Origin of the sequence: Paraburkholderia sp. J94 (genome assembly GCF_905220285.1) — a bacterium.
In the GTDB taxonomy this organism is placed as follows: domain Bacteria; phylum Pseudomonadota; class Gammaproteobacteria; order Burkholderiales; family Burkholderiaceae; genus Paraburkholderia; species Paraburkholderia tropica_A.
Genome location: NZ_CAJMZH010000017.1, coordinates 16,683 through 35,430 on the forward strand (window position 1 = coordinate 16,683; position 18,748 = coordinate 35,430).

15 protein-coding genes are annotated in these 18,748 nt (G+C 68.1%); 4 read left to right on the forward strand and 11 right to left on the reverse strand.

Annotation, left to right across the window (positions count from 1 at the left end):
- Positions 1–26 precede the first annotated feature (26 nt).
- From tcuB to U4Y88_RS30120, 9 genes are all read right to left on the reverse strand, one after another.
- The gene (gene tcuB / locus U4Y88_RS30080; RefSeq protein ID WP_321788394.1) at positions 27–1,262 is read right to left on the reverse strand and encodes a tricarballylate utilization 4Fe-4S protein TcuB; all 1,236 of its coding nucleotides are present in this window, start codon (positions 1,260–1,262) and stop codon (positions 27–29) included.
- Positions 1,249–2,706, reverse strand: coding sequence for an FAD-dependent tricarballylate dehydrogenase TcuA (tcuA, locus tag U4Y88_RS30085; protein ID WP_321788396.1), 1,458 nt, complete (start codon positions 2,704–2,706; stop codon positions 1,249–1,251). The genes tcuB and tcuA overlap by 14 nt, the downstream gene beginning before the upstream one ends.
- Positions 2,707–2,821: 115 nt before the next feature.
- A complete protein-coding gene (locus tag U4Y88_RS30090; RefSeq protein WP_321788398.1) occupies positions 2,822–3,745 on the reverse strand; it encodes a LysR family transcriptional regulator in 924 nt (307 codons plus the stop codon).
- A gap of 84 nt (positions 3,746–3,829) precedes the next feature.
- Positions 3,830–5,155, reverse strand: coding sequence for a hypothetical protein (locus U4Y88_RS30095; RefSeq protein ID WP_321788400.1), 1,326 nt, complete (start codon positions 5,153–5,155; stop codon positions 3,830–3,832).
- Between the two features lie 29 nt (positions 5,156–5,184).
- Positions 5,185–6,774, reverse strand: coding sequence for a VWA domain-containing protein (locus tag U4Y88_RS30100; RefSeq protein WP_321788402.1), 1,590 nt, complete (start codon positions 6,772–6,774; stop codon positions 5,185–5,187).
- Entirely contained in the window at positions 6,764–7,813 is a 1,050-nt protein-coding gene (locus tag U4Y88_RS30105; protein WP_321788404.1) for a VWA domain-containing protein, read from the reverse strand. The genes U4Y88_RS30100 and U4Y88_RS30105 overlap by 11 nt, the downstream gene beginning before the upstream one ends.
- Positions 7,800–8,315 carry a DUF4381 domain-containing protein gene (locus U4Y88_RS30110; protein ID WP_321788407.1) on the reverse strand — a complete coding sequence of 172 codons (516 nt, stop codon included), beginning with the start codon at positions 8,313–8,315 and terminating at the stop codon, positions 7,800–7,802. Before U4Y88_RS30110 ends, U4Y88_RS30105 begins: the two co-directional genes overlap by 14 nt.
- Entirely contained in the window at positions 8,312–9,325 is a 1,014-nt protein-coding gene (locus tag U4Y88_RS30115) for a DUF58 domain-containing protein (protein WP_321788409.1), read from the reverse strand. Before U4Y88_RS30115 ends, U4Y88_RS30110 begins: the two co-directional genes overlap by 4 nt.
- Positions 9,322–10,281: a MoxR family ATPase gene (locus tag U4Y88_RS30120; RefSeq protein ID WP_321788411.1), complete on the reverse strand. Its 960-nt coding sequence runs from the start codon at positions 10,279–10,281 to the stop codon at positions 9,322–9,324. Before U4Y88_RS30120 ends, U4Y88_RS30115 begins: the two co-directional genes overlap by 4 nt.
- A gap of 384 nt (positions 10,282–10,665) precedes the next feature.
- On the opposite strand from U4Y88_RS30120, the gene U4Y88_RS30125 reads away from it, so the two are divergent.
- From U4Y88_RS30125 to U4Y88_RS30140, 4 genes are all read left to right on the forward strand, one after another.
- Entirely contained in the window at positions 10,666–11,907 is a 1,242-nt protein-coding gene (locus tag U4Y88_RS30125) for a formylglycine-generating enzyme family protein (protein WP_321788413.1), read from the forward strand.
- A 75-nt stretch (positions 11,908–11,982) separates the two neighbouring features.
- Positions 11,983–13,110: an HAD family hydrolase gene (locus U4Y88_RS30130; RefSeq protein WP_321788602.1), complete on the forward strand. Its 1,128-nt coding sequence runs from the start codon at positions 11,983–11,985 to the stop codon at positions 13,108–13,110.
- 76 nt (positions 13,111–13,186) lie between these two features.
- Complete coding sequence (locus tag U4Y88_RS30135) at positions 13,187–14,884, forward strand: arylsulfatase (RefSeq protein WP_321788415.1); 1,698 nt, start codon at positions 13,187–13,189, stop codon at positions 14,882–14,884.
- Positions 14,885–14,946: 62 nt separating this feature from the next.
- Positions 14,947–17,574 carry a fused MFS/spermidine synthase gene (locus U4Y88_RS30140; RefSeq protein WP_321788417.1) on the forward strand — a complete coding sequence of 876 codons (2,628 nt, stop codon included), beginning with the start codon at positions 14,947–14,949 and terminating at the stop codon, positions 17,572–17,574.
- Between the two features lie 13 nt (positions 17,575–17,587).
- On the opposite strand, the gene U4Y88_RS30145 is transcribed toward U4Y88_RS30140, so the two are convergent.
- Positions 17,588–17,887: an AzlD family protein gene (locus U4Y88_RS30145; protein ID WP_321788419.1), complete on the reverse strand. Its 300-nt coding sequence runs from the start codon at positions 17,885–17,887 to the stop codon at positions 17,588–17,590.
- Positions 17,880–18,611, reverse strand: coding sequence for an AzlC family ABC transporter permease (locus U4Y88_RS30150; RefSeq protein ID WP_224013759.1), 732 nt, complete (start codon positions 18,609–18,611; stop codon positions 17,880–17,882). The genes U4Y88_RS30145 and U4Y88_RS30150 overlap by 8 nt, the downstream gene beginning before the upstream one ends.
- Between the last annotated feature and the right edge of the window lie 137 nt (positions 18,612–18,748).

Sequence of the window (18,748 nt, forward strand, 5' to 3'; positions counted from 1 at the left end):
GCTGCTTTTGCTGCCTCGTGCTGCCTTCAGTCGGCGGCCGTGGCGGGCGCCTTCGCCGTGCGTCGTTCGATGGCGGCCTTCACGAGCGCCGCGCTACGAAAGATGCCGTGCGCGAACTTGCCGTACGGCATCGTCGCGAACAGCGCCATCACCGCGCCCAGATGCACGGCGAGCAGCGCGGACATCGCACTGGTTTCTCGCCAGGCGAGCAGCGCGAGTCCGCTTGCGCTCGTCATGATCAGCAGCGCGATAAACGCGCGGTCCATCGGACGCTGACGCAGGTCCGTGCGCGCCGGATCGCGGTGCAGATTCAGCCACAGCAAACCCGATGCGCCCGCTAGCAGACTCACGCCGCCTACGGTGCCGAGCAGCACCGGCGCGCTCAGCAACGGATACGGCGCTTCCAGCCCGAACGCATAGTGATAGAGCGTCGCGACCGCCGTGGCCGCGAAGCACAGCATGAATCCGTAGAAGGTCAGATGGTGGAAGCGGCGGCGCGCGAGCGTGAAGCGGTCATCGGCTTCGTTGCAGCCGTCGCCGTGGCCGCCGTCGAGATACTTGAGCGTGAGCGCGTCGTGCGCGGCTTCGGCGAGCGCGCCCGGCGTGGCCTCGCCCGTCGAGATATCGCGCAGAAAACGCGTGACGCCCACGCCCAGCGCCAGCATCGCGAACAGAAACACCGCGCCGAACAGCGCCGCGAGCACGTTGTGCGGAAAGATCGCGTAGAAGTTGCCGCCCGCGATGGCGCTGCCGAATGTGCTGCCGCCGAGCACCGCGCCCAGCGCGATGAACAACTCGAGGCCGAGCGCCAGCGCGAACGCCACCGTCAAACCGTTGCGCTTGTAGAGCGCACCGAACGCACGCGGCCACGCGTATTCCGTGTAGGTGTCCAGACGAACCTGCGCCATCGCCTGCGGCACATTCACGGCGAATTCGTGCGGCGGCGCATACTGGCACGCGTGATAACACGCGCCGCAGTTATGGCAGAGATTGGCGAGATAGTTGACGTCGGCTTTCGCGAACGAGAGACGCTTCGTCATCGCCGGAAACACCGCGCAGAAACCCTCGCAATAGCGGCACGCGTTGCAGATCTGCATTTGCCGCGCGACTTCGGTTTCGTGCGGCGTCATCGTCTGTATCTGTTGCAGCGGCGCGAAGCGGATCACCTGTTCGCGCGCACCCGCATCCGTTCCCATCTCGGCGCGCGCGCCGGGCGCGGCCAGTTCGCGCGCCTCGCGCGTCAATGCTTCAAGCTGCTGCACGTGCTGCTCCCTTCGAATCGAATGCGGCGCGCGCGGCCTGCGTGCCCGCGATGCGCCCGAACGCGGTGCCGATCGACATCCCCACGCCCGCCGTATACCCCTGGCCGAGCACGTTGCCCGCCATCATTTCGCCCGCCACGTAGAGGTTCGCGCTCGGCTCGCCGTCGAAGTGCACCTGCGCGTGCTCGTTCACCTTGAGCCCCAGATACGTGAACGTGATGCCGGGCCGCAGCGCGTAGCCGTAGAAAGGCGGCGTATCGAGCGGCAGCGCCCAGTGCGTCTTGGGCGGCTGCAACTGCTCGGTGTGGCAGTCGTCGAGTTTCGTGTGATCGAAGGTGCCCACGCGGCACGCCGCGTTGTAACGCTGCACCGTCTCGACGAAGCGCGCCTCGGGCAAGCCGAGCTGGCGTGCGAGTTCGGGCAGCGTATTCGCCTGCACGCCGGGAAACACCGGCGGCATGAAGCGGCCCACGGCCTTCGAATCGATGATCGAATAGCCGATCTGATCCGGCTGCTGCGCGACGAGGCGGCCCCAGATCGCGTAGCGCTTGGGCCAGAAGTCCTCGCCTTCGTCGTAGAAGCGTTCGGCGTCGCGATTCACGACCACGCCCAGCGAAACGCAGTCGATCCGCGTGCAGATGCCGCCGTCGTAGAGCGGCGCGCGCGCGTCGATCGCCACGCAGTGCGATTGCGACGGGTCGCCGATCGCGTCCGCGCCCGCCTCGATCATGTGCTTGAGCAGCACGCCTTCGTTGAAGCGCGTGCCGCGAATCAGGAAGTTGTCGGCGGGCCATTCGCCGCGCGCGTTCTGCCCCCACGCTTCGCGCAGCCACGCGCGGTTCGACTCGAAGCCGCCCGCCGCGAGCACGCAGGCGCGCGCCGCGAAACGCTGCGCGCCGCTGTACGCGGCGACGAAACGCGTGCCGTCCATCTCGATGCGATCGACGGGCGTTTCGTAGCGGATCTGCACGCCGAGCGCTTCGGCGCTGCGGTAATACGCGTTGACGAGCGCCTTGCCGCCGCCCATGAAAAACGCGTTGGTGCGCGCCACGTGCAGCGCGCCCGAAAGCGGCGGCTGAAAGCGCACGCCGTGCTTGCGCATCCACGGCCTGCAAGTCGACGACGCGCGGATCACGAGTCGCGCGAGCGCCTCGTTCGTGATGCCGCCCGTGACTTTCAACAGGTCCTGCCAGTATTCTTCCTCGGGATAAGCGTCGACGAGCACGTCTTGCGGCGCGTCGTGCATGCAGCGCAGATTGCGCGTGTGCTGCGAATTGCCGCCGCGCCATTCGCGCGGCGCGCTTTCGAGCAGCAGCACCGACGCGCCGGCTTCACGCGCCATCAGCGCGGCGCAGAGCGCGGCATTGCCGCCGCCGATCACGAGGACGTCGGCGACGACGGTAGGGGTTTGCGCGCTGGGGATCGCGTTGGATCGTTCGGCCATCTTCGTTTGTCTCCTTCGAGACGCACTCTAGAGGGCACGCGCCGCGCGCGCCAGCAGGCGCACGGCAACGGGTCTTCACGATTCGTGAAGACCTGCGGCCAACCGGCCGCGTTGTCTATGCGCGCAGCACGGCGCCGGGCCAGCGACCGGCCTGCACGAGTTCGCGCGCGACATCGGCGAGCACGACGCGGGCCGCGAGCGCGGCGGGCGAGAGTTCGTCGTCGGAGACGCTGGCGAGCAGGTTCGGACGCAGCGCGTCGCGGTCGGACACGCGCACGCTCGCGAGCGCGCCGGGCGCCACACGCGCGAGCGCCGCGCCCGGCTGGATCGTCGCCGCGAGGCCATGGCAGACGGCGTCCATCAGCACGGCGAGGCCGTCGACTTCCGCGACCACGTTCGGCGCGCTGCGCGCCCGCTCGAACGCCTTCGAGAGCAGACTGCGCAAGCCGTGCGATCCGCTCGGCAAAATCAGCCGCAGATCGCCGAGCTTCGCGAGCGCCACGCGCGAACCCGTGGGCATGCCCGCGAGATCCTTCGCGCCGATCACGAACAGACGTTCGTCGAGCAGCGGCATCACGCTCCAGCGCTGCGCGGGTTCCTCGCGGAAAATCACCGCCAGATCGATCTGCCGCGCGCCCAGCATCGCGCCGAGATAACCCGAGAGACTTTCGACCATGCGTAGCCGCACATCGGGATAGCGCGCCTGCATCGCGCGCATGAACGGCACGGCGAGCACGCCGCTCGTGCTGGGTGGCAGGCCCACGCTCACCTGGCCCGAGAGACGCTTCTCGCGCGCGGCGGCGGCGGCCGCATCGACGTGACGCAGCGCGAGCTGCGCCTGACGCCAGAACGCGAGGCCCGCGTCGGTGGGCACGACGCCGCCCGAGGTGCGCTGCAACAAGCGCGTCGAGAGTTCGCTTTCGAGCCGGCTGATCTGCTGGCTCAGCGCCGAGGTGACCATGCCCAGTTCGAGCGCCGCGCGGCCCATGCTGCCGTGTTCGATCACGCTGACGAAATAGCGCAGTTGGCGTAGCTCCATCGTTTCTCCGCTCGCGGCTCCGGTTGCGACAGGCGCTATTGTCGATAGCGCCAACGCAAAACGCAAACGCCGCGAGCGCGGGCGCTAGTCGAGGTTGAGCGGCGGCAGATGCGAGCGCGCCTTTTCGAGCGCGATGCGCTGCGTGCGCCGCAACGCGCGACGCAGCGCGCGCAACGGCTGGGTGCCGATGCGCGCGTCGGCGGGCGCGGCATAGGTCTGGTCGATCGCGTCGATCACCTGCGCGCTCGCGGCATCGTCGCAACGCTCGCGCAGCGCGTCCACGCGCGCGGGATGCGCCACATCGCGCCGACGATCGAGCCAGCGATAGAGCGCGGCGACCGTTTGCGCCTGCGTGCCGCGCCGCGCCGCGTGCAGCAGCGCGCGCCATGCGGGATGCTCGCCGCCGCGATAGCGTTCGACGGCGACATGCACCGCGCGCCGCGCCGCCCGCCATCGCGCTGCGAGCCACGGCCACGCCCAGACGGCCAGCAAGACCGCCAAGACGCAGGCGATGCCCCAGCCAATGCGCGCGCCGTCGAGATAAATCACGCGATGCGCCGCGCCCTTGCCGAGCGGATCGGCGGGAATGGCAAACAAGGGCTTCTCATGCGCCGCTTCGGCCGAAATCTTCACGGCGGGAAGCACGAGCGTTTCCTTGCGCTGCGTCTTCGTATTCCACCACTCGACCGATATCTCCGGCAGCCGCACCGCCCCCGCGCGCTCGACGACATAACTCACGGTATCGGTGCGCTCGCCCGCCACGAGTCCCTGCCGGTCATCGACGATATTCTTCGTCGCGGCCTGCGTGCCGTAGCGCTTCAAACCGGCCACGTCCACGGGCGCGATGGGGGGAATCAGCATCGACTCGGTTCCCGCCGCGCGCTGCGTGATGGTCCGCGTGACGACGTCGCCGACCTTCACGCGCGTGCCGCGCGGCGTGATCGTCTGCGAGACGCTCAATTGCGGCGCGGGGAAGAACACCGTCATGTCCTGCGCGCCGGGTGGCAGCGTCGCCACCAGTTCGAGCGCGGGCGTTTTCGCCTGCACGGGCGTGTCGGTGCCGCCAGGATGCAGCGTGATCGCGAACGGCGCGATCACATAGCGCTTGCCCGCGCGCGGCGTGATGCGATACGCGCGGCTCACGCCGAACCATTTGACGCCGTCGATCGTTTCGTCGAGGTTCTGGGCGTTCTCGTCGGGCAGCGTGACGAAGGCGTCGGGCACGTTGGGCAGCGGCCAGTCGGGCGCATCGGTGAACCACGTGGTCGTGAGGCAATCGACAACGAGCTTCACCTGCGTGCCCGCCACCACGCTGCCCGACGGTTCGAGATGCGCACGCACGAGGACTTGCGGCGGCGCGTCTGCATCCGCGTGTGCGTTGAACGCCGTCATCGCCAACATCATCAGCATGACGAAGTATCTTGCGAACCCGCGCCCCATCATGGCGATGCTCCCGCTGTATTGCCGGATTCCTGCTCGAAGCGCTGCTTCAGAAATTGCGCGGGCGAGGTGTTGAGGCCGCGCATCCACACATCGTCGGACGGCTGCGCAATCAGCGTGCTGCGCTCGATCTGGCCGTGCTTCTTCTGCTTCTTGATATCGTCCGATTCCTCGTCTTCTTCGTCTTGCTGCGGTTCCTGCTTCGGCTTCGCGAGCAGCGTGCGCATCAGGTCGCGATTTTGCGTCGCTTCGCGCATTCGCGGCGCGAGCGCGAGTGCTTCGTCATAAGCCTTGATCGCGTTGCCGTAGTCCTGCAGATGCGCGAGCGCATTGCCCATGTAGAAGCGCGCCTGCGCGCCGCGCTGTCCCGCGAAGGTCGCGAGCGCGCCTTCGTAATCGCCCGCCTGATATTGCGCGCGGCCCTTCCACACCGGATCGTCGAAACGCTGCGCCGCGCGCGCGTAGTCGCCGTGCTCGAAGTACCAGCGGCCTTGCTGATCGTGCGTCGCGAACAGGTCGAGCCAGTTCCATGCGGCCGCGTGCGCCTGCTGCGGCAGGCCTTGCAGCACGAGCACCGCGAACACGGCGGGCAGCCACTTGACGGTCCAGCCGCGCCGGAAGCTCAACAGCCCGAGCAGGATCAGCGGCAGCACGAGCCAGTAGCCGTCCTCGCGCCAGCGCGGCGTGCGCTTCGCTTCGTCGGCGGCGTCGAGCCAGGTTTGCGCGCGATGCTGGACCCAGCGGATGTCGTCGCCGTCGCTGCGCAGGCTGGCGAGCGGCACGCCCGCTTCGTCGGCGACACGGCGGATCGCGTCGGGATCGAACGCGCCCGTGCGCGCGTGGCCTTGTGAGTCGAGTTCCACTTGCCCATCCGCGCCGCGCAGCGCGCCGCCGTCGCGCGTGCCGACCGCCAGCCACAAGACCTGCTGACGCGAGCGTTTCACCGCTTGCACGAAGGCCTCGGCGTGCGCGGGACCGACGCCGTCGCTGATGAGGACGATGGTGCCCGGCACCGGATCGTGTGCGAGCAGCGACTCGGCGGCGGCGAGACCGGCGGCGGCATTCTTGCCGTCGTCGGGCATGAGGGCGGGCGAGAGCGCGGGCAGATAGAGTTGCAGCATCTCGGGGTCGTCGGTGGGCGGCACGACGAGATGCGCGGTCGAGGCGAATACGACGAGCCCCGTGCGCGCGCCTTTGCGCGCGGCGGCGAGATCGAGCACCTTCTGCTTCGCGCGTTCGAGGCGCGTCGGCGCGATGTCGCTCGCGTCCATCGACGGCGCGAGTTCGAGCACGATCACGAGCGGCGCCTTGTCCTGATCGAACGGCGGGCGTTCCTGCCGCCACGCCGGACCCGCGACGGCGACAGCGGCGAGTGCGATGCAGAGCGCGAGCGTATCGACGGGACGCAAGCGGCGCTGCGTGCGTCCGCCCACGATCAGATGGTCGAGCAGATGCGGTTCGACGATGCCGCGCCAGCGTCCGCGCACATCGTGACGACGGCGCCAGATCACAGGCAAAAGCGCAGCGAGCAGCAGCAGCCAGAGCCAGTGCGGACGCAGAAAGTGGAACGCGGTCAGGTCAATGGACATGATCGGGCTCCGCTTTTGCGGCGTCGATTTGAACCGCTTCGGCAGTCGTGCGCGTGCGGGCGCGCAGCAGCGCAACGCCCAACGCCACCACGTGATACAGCGAGAGCAGCAGCAGCCCCGCGCCCAACGGCACCCAGTAAAAATCGCGCTGCGGCCGGTAAATCTCGTGCTTCACCGCGACCGGCGTGATGCGGTCGAGCGTAGCGTAGACGTCCGCGAGTTCGGCTTCGTCGCCGAGCGCGCGGAAGGCGCGGCCCCCGGTCGTATCGGCGATGCGTTGAAGCGCCTCCAGATCGACACGATCCTCGCCCGACGCGGCCGCATCGCCGATGCCGATGGTGTCGATCGTCAGCCCATGATGCTTCGCGATCTGCGCCGCGTTTTCAGGGGGAATCGCGCTGGCCGTGTCGTTGCCGTCGGTCAGCAGGATCAGCACTTTTTGCGGCGCGGGCGAGGCGTCCATCAGCTTCACGCTCACGCCGATCGCATCGCCGATCGCCGTGCGCGCGCCCGCCATGCCGATCTGCATCTGATCGAGCAGCGTGAGCACGGCGTCGTGATCGAGCGTGAGCGGCGCCTGCGGATACGCGGCCTGCCCGAACACCACGAGGCCGATGCGGTCCTGCGTGCGCTTGCGGATGAAGTCGGCGACCACGCGCTTCACCGCCGTGAGCCGATCCATGCGCTCGCCCGTGGCGGCGTTCGCGAAGTCGCGCGTCGACATGGACTGCGAGAGATCGATCGCGAGCATCAGGTCGCGTCCAGGCGAATCGTGCGTGACGGGCGGCTCGACGTACACGGGTTTCGCGGCGGCGGTCAACAACAGGCACCAGAGCAGCGGCGCCATCGCGCGCTGCAGCCAGTTGCGCCGCAGCCGCACGCCGCCAGGCGCCGGACGCTCGCCCGCCGCGCCCGCCATCTCGTGAAAGAACGGCACGCGCACGGCCTGCGCTTTCGTGCGGTACGCGGGCCACAGCCACCACACCAGCGCGGGCAGCGGCAGCAGCGCGAACAGCCACGGAAGCTCAAATTTCCACATGGTGATGGGCGATCCAGTCGCGCGCGGCATCGACGAGACGTTGTGCGTCGGCGCTCGCCACGGCCGCGCGCTGCGACTCGGGTCCGTAACTCACGAGCATGAGCAGCGCGCCGCTCTGTGCATCGAAGCCGTGCGTGCGCTGAAGAAAGTCGAGCCACGCCGCGCCGCTGAGCGCCGCCACGCGCTCGCGCGGCAGCACGGCAAGCGCCGTGCGCTTGAGCAGGCTCGCGAGGTCCGCGAGTGCCGGGGCGCGCTGCGCGCCATCGCCGATGCGCGTGGCGATGCTCGCGAGTTCCGCGAGCGCGAGCCGCCGATAACGCTGCTTCCGATGACGACGCCATGCAAACCAGGCAATCGCCAGCGCCACCGCAAGCAGCAACGCGAGCACGATCAGCCAGCCAACCGTCTGCGGCCAGTACGGCACCGGCGCGGGCAATGCAAGCTCGCGCAACGCCTGCAGGTCGGCGGGCGTGTTGGCGGGCGCGGAGATCGGCGTGCTCACAACCCGCTCCCTTGCACGGGCCGCTCGGGCCGCGCACGCTCGCCGAACAATCGGCGCACCTGCTCGACCACCGGCTCCGCCGTCGAGACCGGCAGCAACGGCACGCCGCTCGTCGCGAGCAACTGCGCGACCTCCGCGCTGCGCCCTTCGAACAGGCTCGCGAGCGGCGCACGCACGCGCTCGTTCTGGATGCGCAATTCGACCTGCAACCGCCCTTCGCTGACCACGAGCGCGCGATGCGCGGGCATGTGCTGCCAGAGCGGGTCGTAGATCATCGCCGCCACCACGTCGTTATGCGCCGATAGCTGACGCAGCAACTTGCGCGTGCGCTCGCCCGCGCCCGCGAAATCGCTCGCGACGCAAATCAGATAGTCATGCGAAGCAATTTGCAGCACGCCTTCGAGCGCCGCATCGAGTTGACCGTAGGCTGGGCGCGCGGCGCTTTCGGCGTGCATCGCGCGGTTCATCCGCTCGATCACCGCGAACAGCGTCTTGATGCGCGAGCGGCTGCGCAAGGGCCGCAGGCGCACGGTCTGCGTATCGTCGAAGACGACGCCGCCCACGCGGTCGCCCGCCTGAAAGCCCATCCAGATCGCGAGCGCCGCCAGCTCCGCCGCCACCACCGACTTGAACGCGCGCCGCGACCCGAAGAACATGCCGATGCGCTGATCGACCACCATCAGCAAGGGCCGGTCGCGCTCCTCGGTATAGGTGCGCACGAGCGGCTTGCCGATCCGCAGCGAGGCGCGCCAGTCGAGATGGCGCACGTCGTCGCCGGGCAGATACGCGCGGATCTCCTCGAAGTTCAGGCCGCGTCCGCGCAGACGCGATGCGTGCGCGCCCGCGAGCACGCTGCGCACCGGCGCGGGCGGCACGAAGCTCAGCCCGCGCGCCTGAAACTCCAGCTTCGCGAGATGCGCGGCATTCACGTAGACGGTGCCGATGGCGTCGTCGTCAGCGCTCAGCGCCGCAACGCCCGGTACGACGTCCGCATCGGCGCCGCGCGTCATGCCGGGACCGCCACGGCGGCGACCAGTTGCTCGATCACCTGGTCGGCGCTCACGCGCTCCGCGCTGGCGTCGTACGAGAGAATCAGCCGATGCCGGAGCACCGGGCCGATCACGGCGCGCACGTCGTCGGGCGTCACATAGGCGCGGCCGTCGAGCCAGGCGTGCGCGCGGCTCGCGCGGTCGAGGCCGATCGCGCCGCGCGGACTCGCGCCGATCTCGATCCAGCGCGCGAGCCCTTCGTCGAGCGCCTTCGGATGACGCGTGGCGTTGACGAGCGCCACGATATAGTCGTCGATGGCCGGCGCGACCTCCACTTGCGCGACGGCGCGGCGCGCCGCGAACACCACGTCCTGCGCGAGCGTTTCGACTTCAGGCGGCGTGCCGGTGGTCTCGCGGCGCAGCAGCCTGAGCATCTCGCCCTCGCTTTGCGGCGACGGATAACCGATCAGCACCTTCATCAGAAAGCGGTCCATCTGCGCCTCGGGCAGCGGATACGTGCCCTCCTGCTCGATGGGATTCTGCGTCGCCATCACGAGAAACAGATCGGCCATGCGATGCGTCTTGCCCGCGACCGAGATCTGCCGCTCCTCCATCGCTTCGAGCAAGGCCGACTGCACCTTGGCGGGCGCGCGGTTGATTTCGTCGGCGAGGATCAGATTGCCGAAGATCGGGCCGGGCTGAAACGTGAGCATGCGCTCGGTGCCCGATTGCAACAGCGTTTCGCCGCCGGTGATGTCGGAAGGCAGCAGGTCGGGCGTGAACTGGATGCGGCGCATGGTGGCGGCGAGGCGCGCCGCGATGGCCTTGACCGTGCGCGTCTTCGCGAGGCCCGGCAGACTTTCGAGCAGAACGTGGCCGTCGGCGAGCAGCGCGATCAGCACGTGGCGCACCACGTCCTGCTGGCCGATTACCGCTTCGTTTGCGCCCGTTTCAAAACGCAAAATAGTCTCTCGCATTGTTTTCGCTTCCGGCCTCAAATAGTTTCTTTATAAATTGAATGCGCGACACGCCAATCATTACAAAAACAATGCGCTGCCTCATGCGCCGATTAATTTGTTATCTAACATCGCAAGTTGTATGAAAGATTCCCAAAATAATGTTAGCCTAATTGCAGCCAAGGCGATTTCACCGCTGCGACACGCATGTTTTTTCGCCTTGAACAATGAAACGCCCTTTCCTTTGAATTATGTTATTCATGGTATTCGAGCATGAATTAGCAATGCGAATTGCATTTGATTCAATCGGCATCGAATACGCCATTGCCATTAGCATTTCAATTTGACGCCTGCCATATCCGCCCATATTGGGCTTTATTGCAGCGCGCCATTGCCGGACATCTCATGGCTACTCAGGATCGCGTCATCGTTGGAACGGGCAAGGCCGCGGCATCGCAAAGTGTCGCGCGTGACGGCGCGCGCCGCCGTTTGCTGCTATGGGGCGCCGGGCTCGTGCTCGTGCCGGCGCTCGCGGGCGGCGTCGTCGGCTGGACGCTCAACGTGCGCGCACACGCGGGCGCGAGCGCCGCATCCATCGAGGTCGTGCGCGGCAACGGCGTGAACGGCCCGCGCGGCATGGTGTGGGTGCCCGGCGGCGAATTCCAGATGGGCAGCGACGCGCGTCAGGCGCAGCCCAACGAGCGGCCCGCGCACGCGGTGCGCGTGCACGGCTTCTGGATGGACGCGCATCACGTCACGAACGCCGAGTTCCGCAAGTTCGTCGAGGCCACGGGCTACGTCACCACGGCCGAGCGCAAGCCCGACTGGGACACGCTCAAGGTCCAGCTTCCGCCCGGCACGGCGCGTCCGCCCGACAGCCAGCTCGTGCCCGGCGCGATGGTGTTCGTCGGCACCGACCAGCCCGTGTCGCTCGCCGATTACTCGCGCTGGTGGCGCTACGTGCCGGGCGCGAACTGGCGTCATCCCGAAGGTCCGCAGAGCAGCCTCGCGGGCAAGGACGATCATCCCGTCGTGCAGGTCTCGTACGAGGACGCGCAGGCCTATGCGAAGTGGGCGGGCGAGCGCCTGCCCACCGAGGCCGAATGGGAATTCGCCGCGCGCGGCGGGCTCGATCAGGCCACCTACGCCTGGGGCAACGACTTCGCGCCGGGCGGCAAGCAGATGGCGAACGTGTGGCAAGGCCAGCAGGCGCAGCCGTTCCCGGTGGTGAGCGCGAAAGCGGGCGGCGCGATCGGCACGAGTCCGGTCGGCAGCTTTCCGGCCAATGCCTACGGCCTCTCCGACATGACCGGCAACGCCTGGCAATGGGTCGCCGACTGGTATCGCGCCGACGCGTTCCGCCGCGAGGCCTCGCCCAGCGTCGTCGACAATCCGCATGGCCCGTCCAGTTCGTGGGACCCCGCCGATCCCGGCGTGCCGGTCGAAGCGCCCAAGCGCGTCACGCGCGGCGGCTCGTTCCTCTGCAACGAAGCCTACTGCCTGAGCTATCGCCCGAGCGCACGGCGCGGCACCGATCCGTACAACAGCATGTCGCATCTGGGCTTTCGCCTAGTGATGGACGAAAGCGCCTGGAAGGATCCGCAGTTGAAGGCGCGCGCCGCGAGCGCTGCGCCGAGCGGCAGCTGAAACGCGCATCACGCTGAGAACGTTGCGCAGACAACCACAACCCGAACGAGAGACAGGCAGCCTCCGATGACCTCGATGCCCGCCACGCCACCACGACGGAACGCCCGCGCACGCCGACTTTGCGCCGCCCTGCTCGCCGCCAGCCTGCTGATCGCGGGCTGCGCGAGCCAGCACGGCGCGCCGGCCGCGAGCGATGCGTCCGCGCAGACGTCGGCGATTCAGCCGTCCGCATCGGCGCTGCCCTCGTGGCAGGACAGCAACGCGCGCGCCGCGATCCTCAAGTTCATCGGCGACGTCACGCGCCCCGGCTCGCCCACCTACGTCGCGCCCGAGGCGCGCATCGCCGTGTTCGACAACGACGGCACGCTCTGGAGCGAGCAGCCGCAGCCGTTCCAGCTGATGTTCATGACCGATCAGCTCAAGGCCGCCGCGCCGCATCATCCGCAATGGCGGCGCAATCCCGCGTACCGTGCGCTGCTCGCGCACGACGACGCGGCGCTCGCCCGCAATCAGAAAGCGTTTCTGCAACTGCTTTCCGAGGCCAACAGCGGCATGACGACCGACGCCTACGACGCGACGATCCACGCGTGGCTCGCGAACGCGCGGCATCCGAAGTTCGACCGGCTCTACACGGACCTCGTCTATCAGCCGCAGCTCGAACTGCTCGCGCTGCTGCGCGCCAACGGCTTCAAGGTCTACATCGTCTCGGGCGGTACCAGCGAGTTCATGCGCGTGTGGACCGAGGACGCCTATGGCATCGCGCCCGAACAGGTGATCGGCAGCACGGAGCGCCTGCGGTACAGCGCGCGCGACGGCCATGCCGCGCTCGTGCGCGAGCCGGGCTTCGACTTCGTCAACGACGGCGCGGGCAAGCCGGTCGCCATCTACCGCGCCATCGGCCGCCGCCCGATCCTCGCGTTCGGCAACTCGGACGGCGACCGCGAGATGCTCGAATACACGGCGTCGTCGCCCGGCGAGACGCTCGAACTGCTTCTGCATCACGACGACGCCGAACGCGAATTCGCCTACGACCGCGCGTCGAAATGGGCGCGGCTCGACAAGGCCTGGGATGAAGCGAACGCGCGCGGCTGGATCGTCGTGAGCATGAAGCAGGACTGGAGCACCGTCTACCGCACGCCTGAGGCGACGAAGCCGGCGAACTCCACAAGCTCGACGAATCCACCGAAGCCGACGAATCCGTAGCAGCAAGCGTGCAGCAGCCGGACCGCCCGCGCAGGCAGGCGGCATGACCGAATCGCCCTGGCACCGGAGCATAACGATGACAAGCTTGCCAAGCAGAAAACGCATCGCAACATGGGGGTCCTTGCTCGCACTCGGCGCGGTGTGTGCGGTGTTGATCGTCGCGCCGCCCACGCTTTCCCCGGCGCAGACCACGCAGCCCGCGAAACCGGCACAACCGCCGCAAAAACCGGCCACGCCGCCGCCCGCGCAGAACTCGGGCAAGCCCAATATCCTCGTGATCTTCGGCGACGATATCGGCGTCGGCAACGTGAGCGCCTATACGCAGGGTCTGGTCGGCTATCGCACGCCGAACATCGACCGCATCGCGCACGAAGGCATGATGTTCACCGACTACTACGGCGAAAACAGCTGCACGGCGGGCCGTTCGTCGTTCATCACCGGTCAGTCGCCGCTGCGCACCGGGCTCTCGAAAGTGGGCGCGCCGGGCGCGGCTGTCGGGCTGCAAAAGGGCGACATCACCATCGCGCAGGCGCTCAAGCCGCTCGGCTACGCCACCGGCCAGTTCGGCAAAAATCACCTGGGTGACCGAAACGAATATCTGCCGACCAGTCACGGCTTCGACGAGTTCTACGGCAACCTGTATCACCTGAACGCCGAGGAAGAACCCGAGCGCCCGTACTGGCCGAAGGACAAGAATGATCCGTACGTGAAGAACTTTTCGCCGCGCGGCATCATCCACAGCACGGCCGACGGCAAGGTGCAGGATCTCGGCCCGCTCAACACGAAGCGCATGGAAACGATCGACGACGAAACCGGCGCGAAGGCGGCCGATTTCATCCAGCGTCAGGTGAAGGCCAACAAGCCGTTCTTCGTGTGGATGAACTTCACGCGCATGCACATCTACACGCACGTGCGGCCCGAGTTCCGCGGCAAGAGCGGCATGCCCGGCAACGAGTACGCCGACGGCATGTGGGAGCACGATCAGGACGTCGGCAAACTGCTCAAGCTGCTCGACGATTTGAAGATCACCAACAACACCATCGTCGTCTACACGACCGACAACGGCCCGAACGAATTCACCTGGCCCGACGCCGCCGTCTCGCCGTTCCGCAGCGAGAAGGACTCGAACTGGGAAGGCGCGTTCCGCGTGCCCGCGATGGTGCGCTGGCCGGGCCACATCAAGCCGGGTGAAGTCTCGAACCAGATGTTCTCGGGCATGGACTGGTTCCCGACGCTGCTCGACGCAGCCGGCGACGCGGGCGTGAAGGATCGTCTGCTCAAGGGCTGGACACCCAAGGGCGGCGGCACGAACTTCAAGGTTCACCTCGACGGCTACGACCAGCTGCCCTTCCTCACGGGCAAGACGAACAAGGATCCGCGCACCGAGTTCTACTACTTCAACGACGACGGCGAACTCGTCGCGATGCGCTGGGATTCGGACGGCATGGCGTGGAAGGCGGTGTTCTGCGAGCAGCGCGCGCCGGGCAACTTCAACATCTGGCAGGACCCGTTCGTCTGCCTGCGCGTGCCGAAGATCTTCAACCTGCGCATGGACCCGTACGAGCGCGCGGACATCACGTCCGACCAGTACAACGACTGGCTCGCGAAGAACTCCTACCTCACGGCCATCGCGACGATGAAGGCGAGCGTGTTCCTGCAGACCTTCGTGGCGTATCCGCCGAGCCAGCGGCCCGCGAGCTTTAGCATCGACCAGGTGCGCAAGCAGGTCGACCAGAAGATCGACGAAGCCTTCAAGAAGCGCGGTCAGCAGTAAGGGCCGCTCCCGCCGGGCGCGCGTGCAGGCCGCGTGCGCCCGGCCTCAAGTTACGTCCGCCGATGATCCCAGTCTCGACTTCCCCCGATCAAGCCGCGCGCCGCGAACGGCGTCGCGATGCAGTCCAGGCCGCCGCCTTCGATCCTGCGCAGGCGCGTGCGCTGGCGTCACCGGTGTCGCTCGCGTTGCTGCTGTTTTTCTCGGGCTGCGCGGCGCTGGTGTATCAGGTGCTTTGGGTCAGGCAGCTCGCGCTCGTCGTCGGCATCGACGTTCATGCGGTGACGACCGGCGTGAGCGCGTTCTTTGGCGGTCTCGCGCTCGGCAGCGCGCTGCTCGGCGCGCGCGCCGACCGCAGCGCGCATCCGTTGCGCCTCTATGCGCTGCTCGAAGCCGCGACGCTCGTGCTCGCGCCGCTCGCGACTTTCGGTCTCGCGCATGCCGCCGCGCCGTTCGCGGCGATCGAGGCGCGCGCGGGCGCGCTCGCGTGGGTCGTGCCGTTCTTGCTCGTCGGCCTGCCTGCGATTCCGATGGGCGGCACGCTGCCCGTGCTCGCGCGCGTAATCGGCGACGCTCGGCAAGGCGGCGCGAGCGGCGTGGCGAAACGCGGCGGCTGGCTCTATGCGGCGAACACGGCGGGCGCAGTGATCGGCACGCTTGCCGCGTCGTTCGTTTTGATTCCGTTGCTCGGCGTGCAGATGAGTGCGTGCGCCGCCGCGCTGCTCAACGCCGTCGCGGGCGGCGTGGCCTTGCTGCTTGCGCGCGGGAATGCGGCGACGTTTTCAGCAATGACCGCAACGTCAGCAACGTCGGCGGCAGGCGCAACCGCCGCCAGCACCGTCAACGATGCCGATACCAACACCGCCGCCGCGCGCCTCGCGGTCACGCTCTACGCGCTCGCGGGCGGCGTCGCGCTCGGCTACGAAGTGGTCTGGTCGCAGGCCATCGTGCAGTTCATCAGCACGCGCGCATTCGCGTTTTCGGTCGTGCTCGCGACCTATCTGCTCGGCCTCGCGCTCGGCAGCGCCTGCGCGAGCCGTCACGCCGCGCGCACAAGCGATCCGTGGAGCCGCTTCGCCACGCTGATCGTCGCGGCGGGACTCGTCGCCTTGCTGGAGATCGCCGCCATCGGCGCATGGCTGCCGCACGCGCAAACCCAACTCGCGCAGACGGTCATGAGCCACACCGGCAGCCTGCTCGCCGCGATGTGTGCGCGCTTCGCGCTCGCGGCGCTGGTCGTCGTGTTCGTGCCGACCTTGCTGCTCGGCGCGGCCTTTCCGTTCGCCGTGCGACTCGGCGCGCAACGCGGGCGCGTGGGCCACAGCGTCGGCGCGCTGCTCGCGCTCAACACGGCGGGCGGCATCGCGGGCGCCGTGCTCGCGGGCTTCGTGCTGGTGCCCGCGCTCGGCCTTGTGCGCGCGCTGGCCGTGCTCGCGATCCTGGCCGCCGCGCTCGGCGTGATCGCCGTCATCAATGGACCGGACGTGCGCCGCGTGGGACGCTGGGCCGTCGGCGCGCTCGTGCTCGGCACCGCCTGCGCCGCGCTGCTCACGCCGCCCGACCGCTTCGCCACGCTGCTCGCGCGCACGCACGGCGGCACGCTGAGCGCCTACGAGGAGAGCGCCGGATCGACCGTCGCCGTGCTCGAACAAAGCGCGGGCGAGCATCGCTTCAAGCGCCTCTACATTCAGGGCGTATCGAATTCCAGCGATGCGATGACCTCGCAGCGCTATATGCGTCTGCAAGCGCTGCTGCCGCTGCTGATCGACCGGCAGACGCCGCGCTCCGCGCTCGTGATCGGCCTGGGCACCGGCATCACGGGCGGCGCGCTGCTCGCGTATCCGGGCCTCGAAAAACGCGTGATCGCCGAATTGCTGCCCGCCGTGGTGCGGGCTGCGCCGCGTTTCGCGGGCAACTTCGACGTGACGCGCGACCCGCGCGTGCAGATCCACACGCGCGACGGCCGCCGCGAACTGCTGTCGAGCGCGCAGCGTTACGACCTGATCACGCTGGAACCGCCGCCGCCTTCGGCAGCGGGCGTCGCCAATCTCTATTCAACCGATTTCTACGCGCTCGCGGCGGCGCGTTTGCAGCCGGGCGGACTGGTCGCGCAATGGCTGCCGCTCGCCACGCAGAACGAGGACGACACGCGCGCGCTGATCCGCAGCTTCACGCAGGTGTTTCCGTATGCCACGCTCTGGACCACGGAGCTGCACGAAACGCTGCTGATCGGCTCGATGCAGCCGATCGAACTCGACGTGCCGCGCATTCGCGCACGCTTCGATAATCCTTCGGTTTCCGAAGCATTTCGCGCGGTCGGCATCGCGTCGCTGGCCGCGTTGCTCGCGACTTACGTAACCGATCGCGCCGGACTCGAATACTACGCCGCCGACGCGCGCCCGGTCACCGACGACCGTCCGCGCATCGAATACGCGCGCTGGCTGCGCCGCGAAGCGTTTCCGCAGACGCTTTCGCACATGATGGAGTTACGCAGCACGCCGCCGCTCGTCGGCGCCGACGCGGCCTTTCTCGCCGATCTGGCGCAACAGGGCGCGGTGCTCGAAACCTTCTATCACGCGTCGCTCGACGCGTACTCGGGCAATCGCGATGGCTGGTCGCAGTCGATCGAGCAGGTGATCGGCGCCGATCCGCAAAACCCGTATTACCGCTGGTTCACGGGCGATACGGAGTAACGCCAGGCCAAAATCAGCCGACGAAGTAGCGCAGCAGCCCCGTCGCCACCACGCCGATCACAACCGTCGGCAGCAGCGAAAGCCGCATGGCGGCGACGAGCGTCACCGCGAGGCCGAGCAGATCGGCGGGACGGCTGGAGACGAACGCGGGCGCGATCACCGAAATCAGCACGCAGCCTGGCACGTTCTGCATGATGGCCTGCATGCGCGGGCTCAGCGTGCGGTCGCGCAGCACGATGAAACCGACCACGCGCGTCGCGTAGGTCGACGCGGCCATCAGCACGATGGTCAATGCGGTGGTCCAGTCAAGCATCGCGCTTCTCCATCGCGACCGCCGCCAGCAGACCGGCGCACGCGCCCGCCGCGACATACCACGCGCCCGGCACGAGCCGGTACGTGATGCCCGCCACCACGAGGCTCACGAACCACGGGCTCGATGCGCGCGCGCCCTTCCACATGCCCTTGAGCAGCACGAGGAAAACGGCCGTGAAGGCCATGTCGAAGCCGTAGCGCTCGACGTCGCCGAGCACCGGGCCGAACACGGCGCCGAGCGCCGTGAACGCCACCCAGGTGAGCCACAGGTTCACGGCCGCGCCCAGGTAGTAGGCGAGGCTGATGGATTCGTGCTTGCGCGCGTTGGCGTCGGCGAGCGCGAGCGCCCAGCTCTCGTCGCACATCAGGAACAGCGCCGCCAGCGCGCGCGGCAGCGGCACGTGGCGCATACGGGGCGCGAGCGCGGCGCCCATCAGGATATGGCGCGCGTTCACGAGCACCGACATCAGGACGATCAGCGCGATATGCGGCGGCGAGGTCCACAGGCGCACGGCCGTGAATTCCGAGCCGCCCGCGAAATTCATCCCCGTCATCATCGGCACTTCGAGGGCGCTGAGGCCTTTCTGGGCGGCCTGCGCGCCCAGCACGAGCGCGAACGGCACGAAACCCAGCATCACGGGCAGCGCGGCGCGCATCCCTCGGGCCATTTCGGCGCGGACCAGCGAGGCGCGCGATGCCACCGAGGGCGAATACAAACTGCTCATTACCTTTCCTTCAACCAGATCTTCAATCAAGCGACGAGAACGAAGCCTGGCACGCCGTCCGGGCGTCTGGCTTGAACATTCCTGCGGTCGGCGCGTGCTCGTGCGGCGCTCTCGCGCGTTGTTTCCGTTTTCGCGGC

Bases quoted from the DNA above. Each gene is read 5' to 3' on its own strand.
- tcuA (WP_321788396.1), bottom strand. From the start codon at position 2,706: ATGGCCGAACGATCCAACGCGATCCCCAGCGCGCAAACCCCTACCGTC.
- U4Y88_RS30090 (WP_321788398.1), bottom strand. From the start codon at position 3,745: ATGGAGCTACGCCAACTGCGCTATTTCGTCAGCGTGATCGAACACGGC.
- U4Y88_RS30095 (WP_321788400.1), bottom strand. From the start codon at position 5,155: ATGCTGATGATGTTGGCGATGACGGCGTTCAACGCACACGCGGATGCA.
- U4Y88_RS30100 (WP_321788402.1), bottom strand. From the start codon at position 6,774: ATGTCCATTGACCTGACCGCGTTCCACTTTCTGCGTCCGCACTGGCTC.
- U4Y88_RS30105 (WP_321788404.1), bottom strand. From the start codon at position 7,813: ATGTGGAAATTTGAGCTTCCGTGGCTGTTCGCGCTGCTGCCGCTGCCC.
- U4Y88_RS30115 (WP_321788409.1), bottom strand. From the start codon at position 9,325: ATGACGCGCGGCGCCGATGCGGACGTCGTACCGGGCGTTGCGGCGCTG.
- U4Y88_RS30120 (WP_321788411.1), bottom strand. From the start codon at position 10,281: ATGCGAGAGACTATTTTGCGTTTTGAAACGGGCGCAAACGAAGCGGTA.
- U4Y88_RS30125 (WP_321788413.1), top strand. From the start codon at position 10,666: ATGGCTACTCAGGATCGCGTCATCGTTGGAACGGGCAAGGCCGCGGCA.
- U4Y88_RS30130 (WP_321788602.1), top strand. From the start codon at position 11,983: ATGCCCGCCACGCCACCACGACGGAACGCCCGCGCACGCCGACTTTGC.
- U4Y88_RS30135 (WP_321788415.1), top strand. From the start codon at position 13,187: ATGACAAGCTTGCCAAGCAGAAAACGCATCGCAACATGGGGGTCCTTG.
- U4Y88_RS30140 (WP_321788417.1), top strand. From the start codon at position 14,947: ATGATCCCAGTCTCGACTTCCCCCGATCAAGCCGCGCGCCGCGAACGG.
- U4Y88_RS30145 (WP_321788419.1), bottom strand. From the start codon at position 17,887: ATGCTTGACTGGACCACCGCATTGACCATCGTGCTGATGGCCGCGTCG.
- U4Y88_RS30150 (WP_224013759.1), bottom strand. From the start codon at position 18,611: ATGAGCAGTTTGTATTCGCCCTCGGTGGCATCGCGCGCCTCGCTGGTC.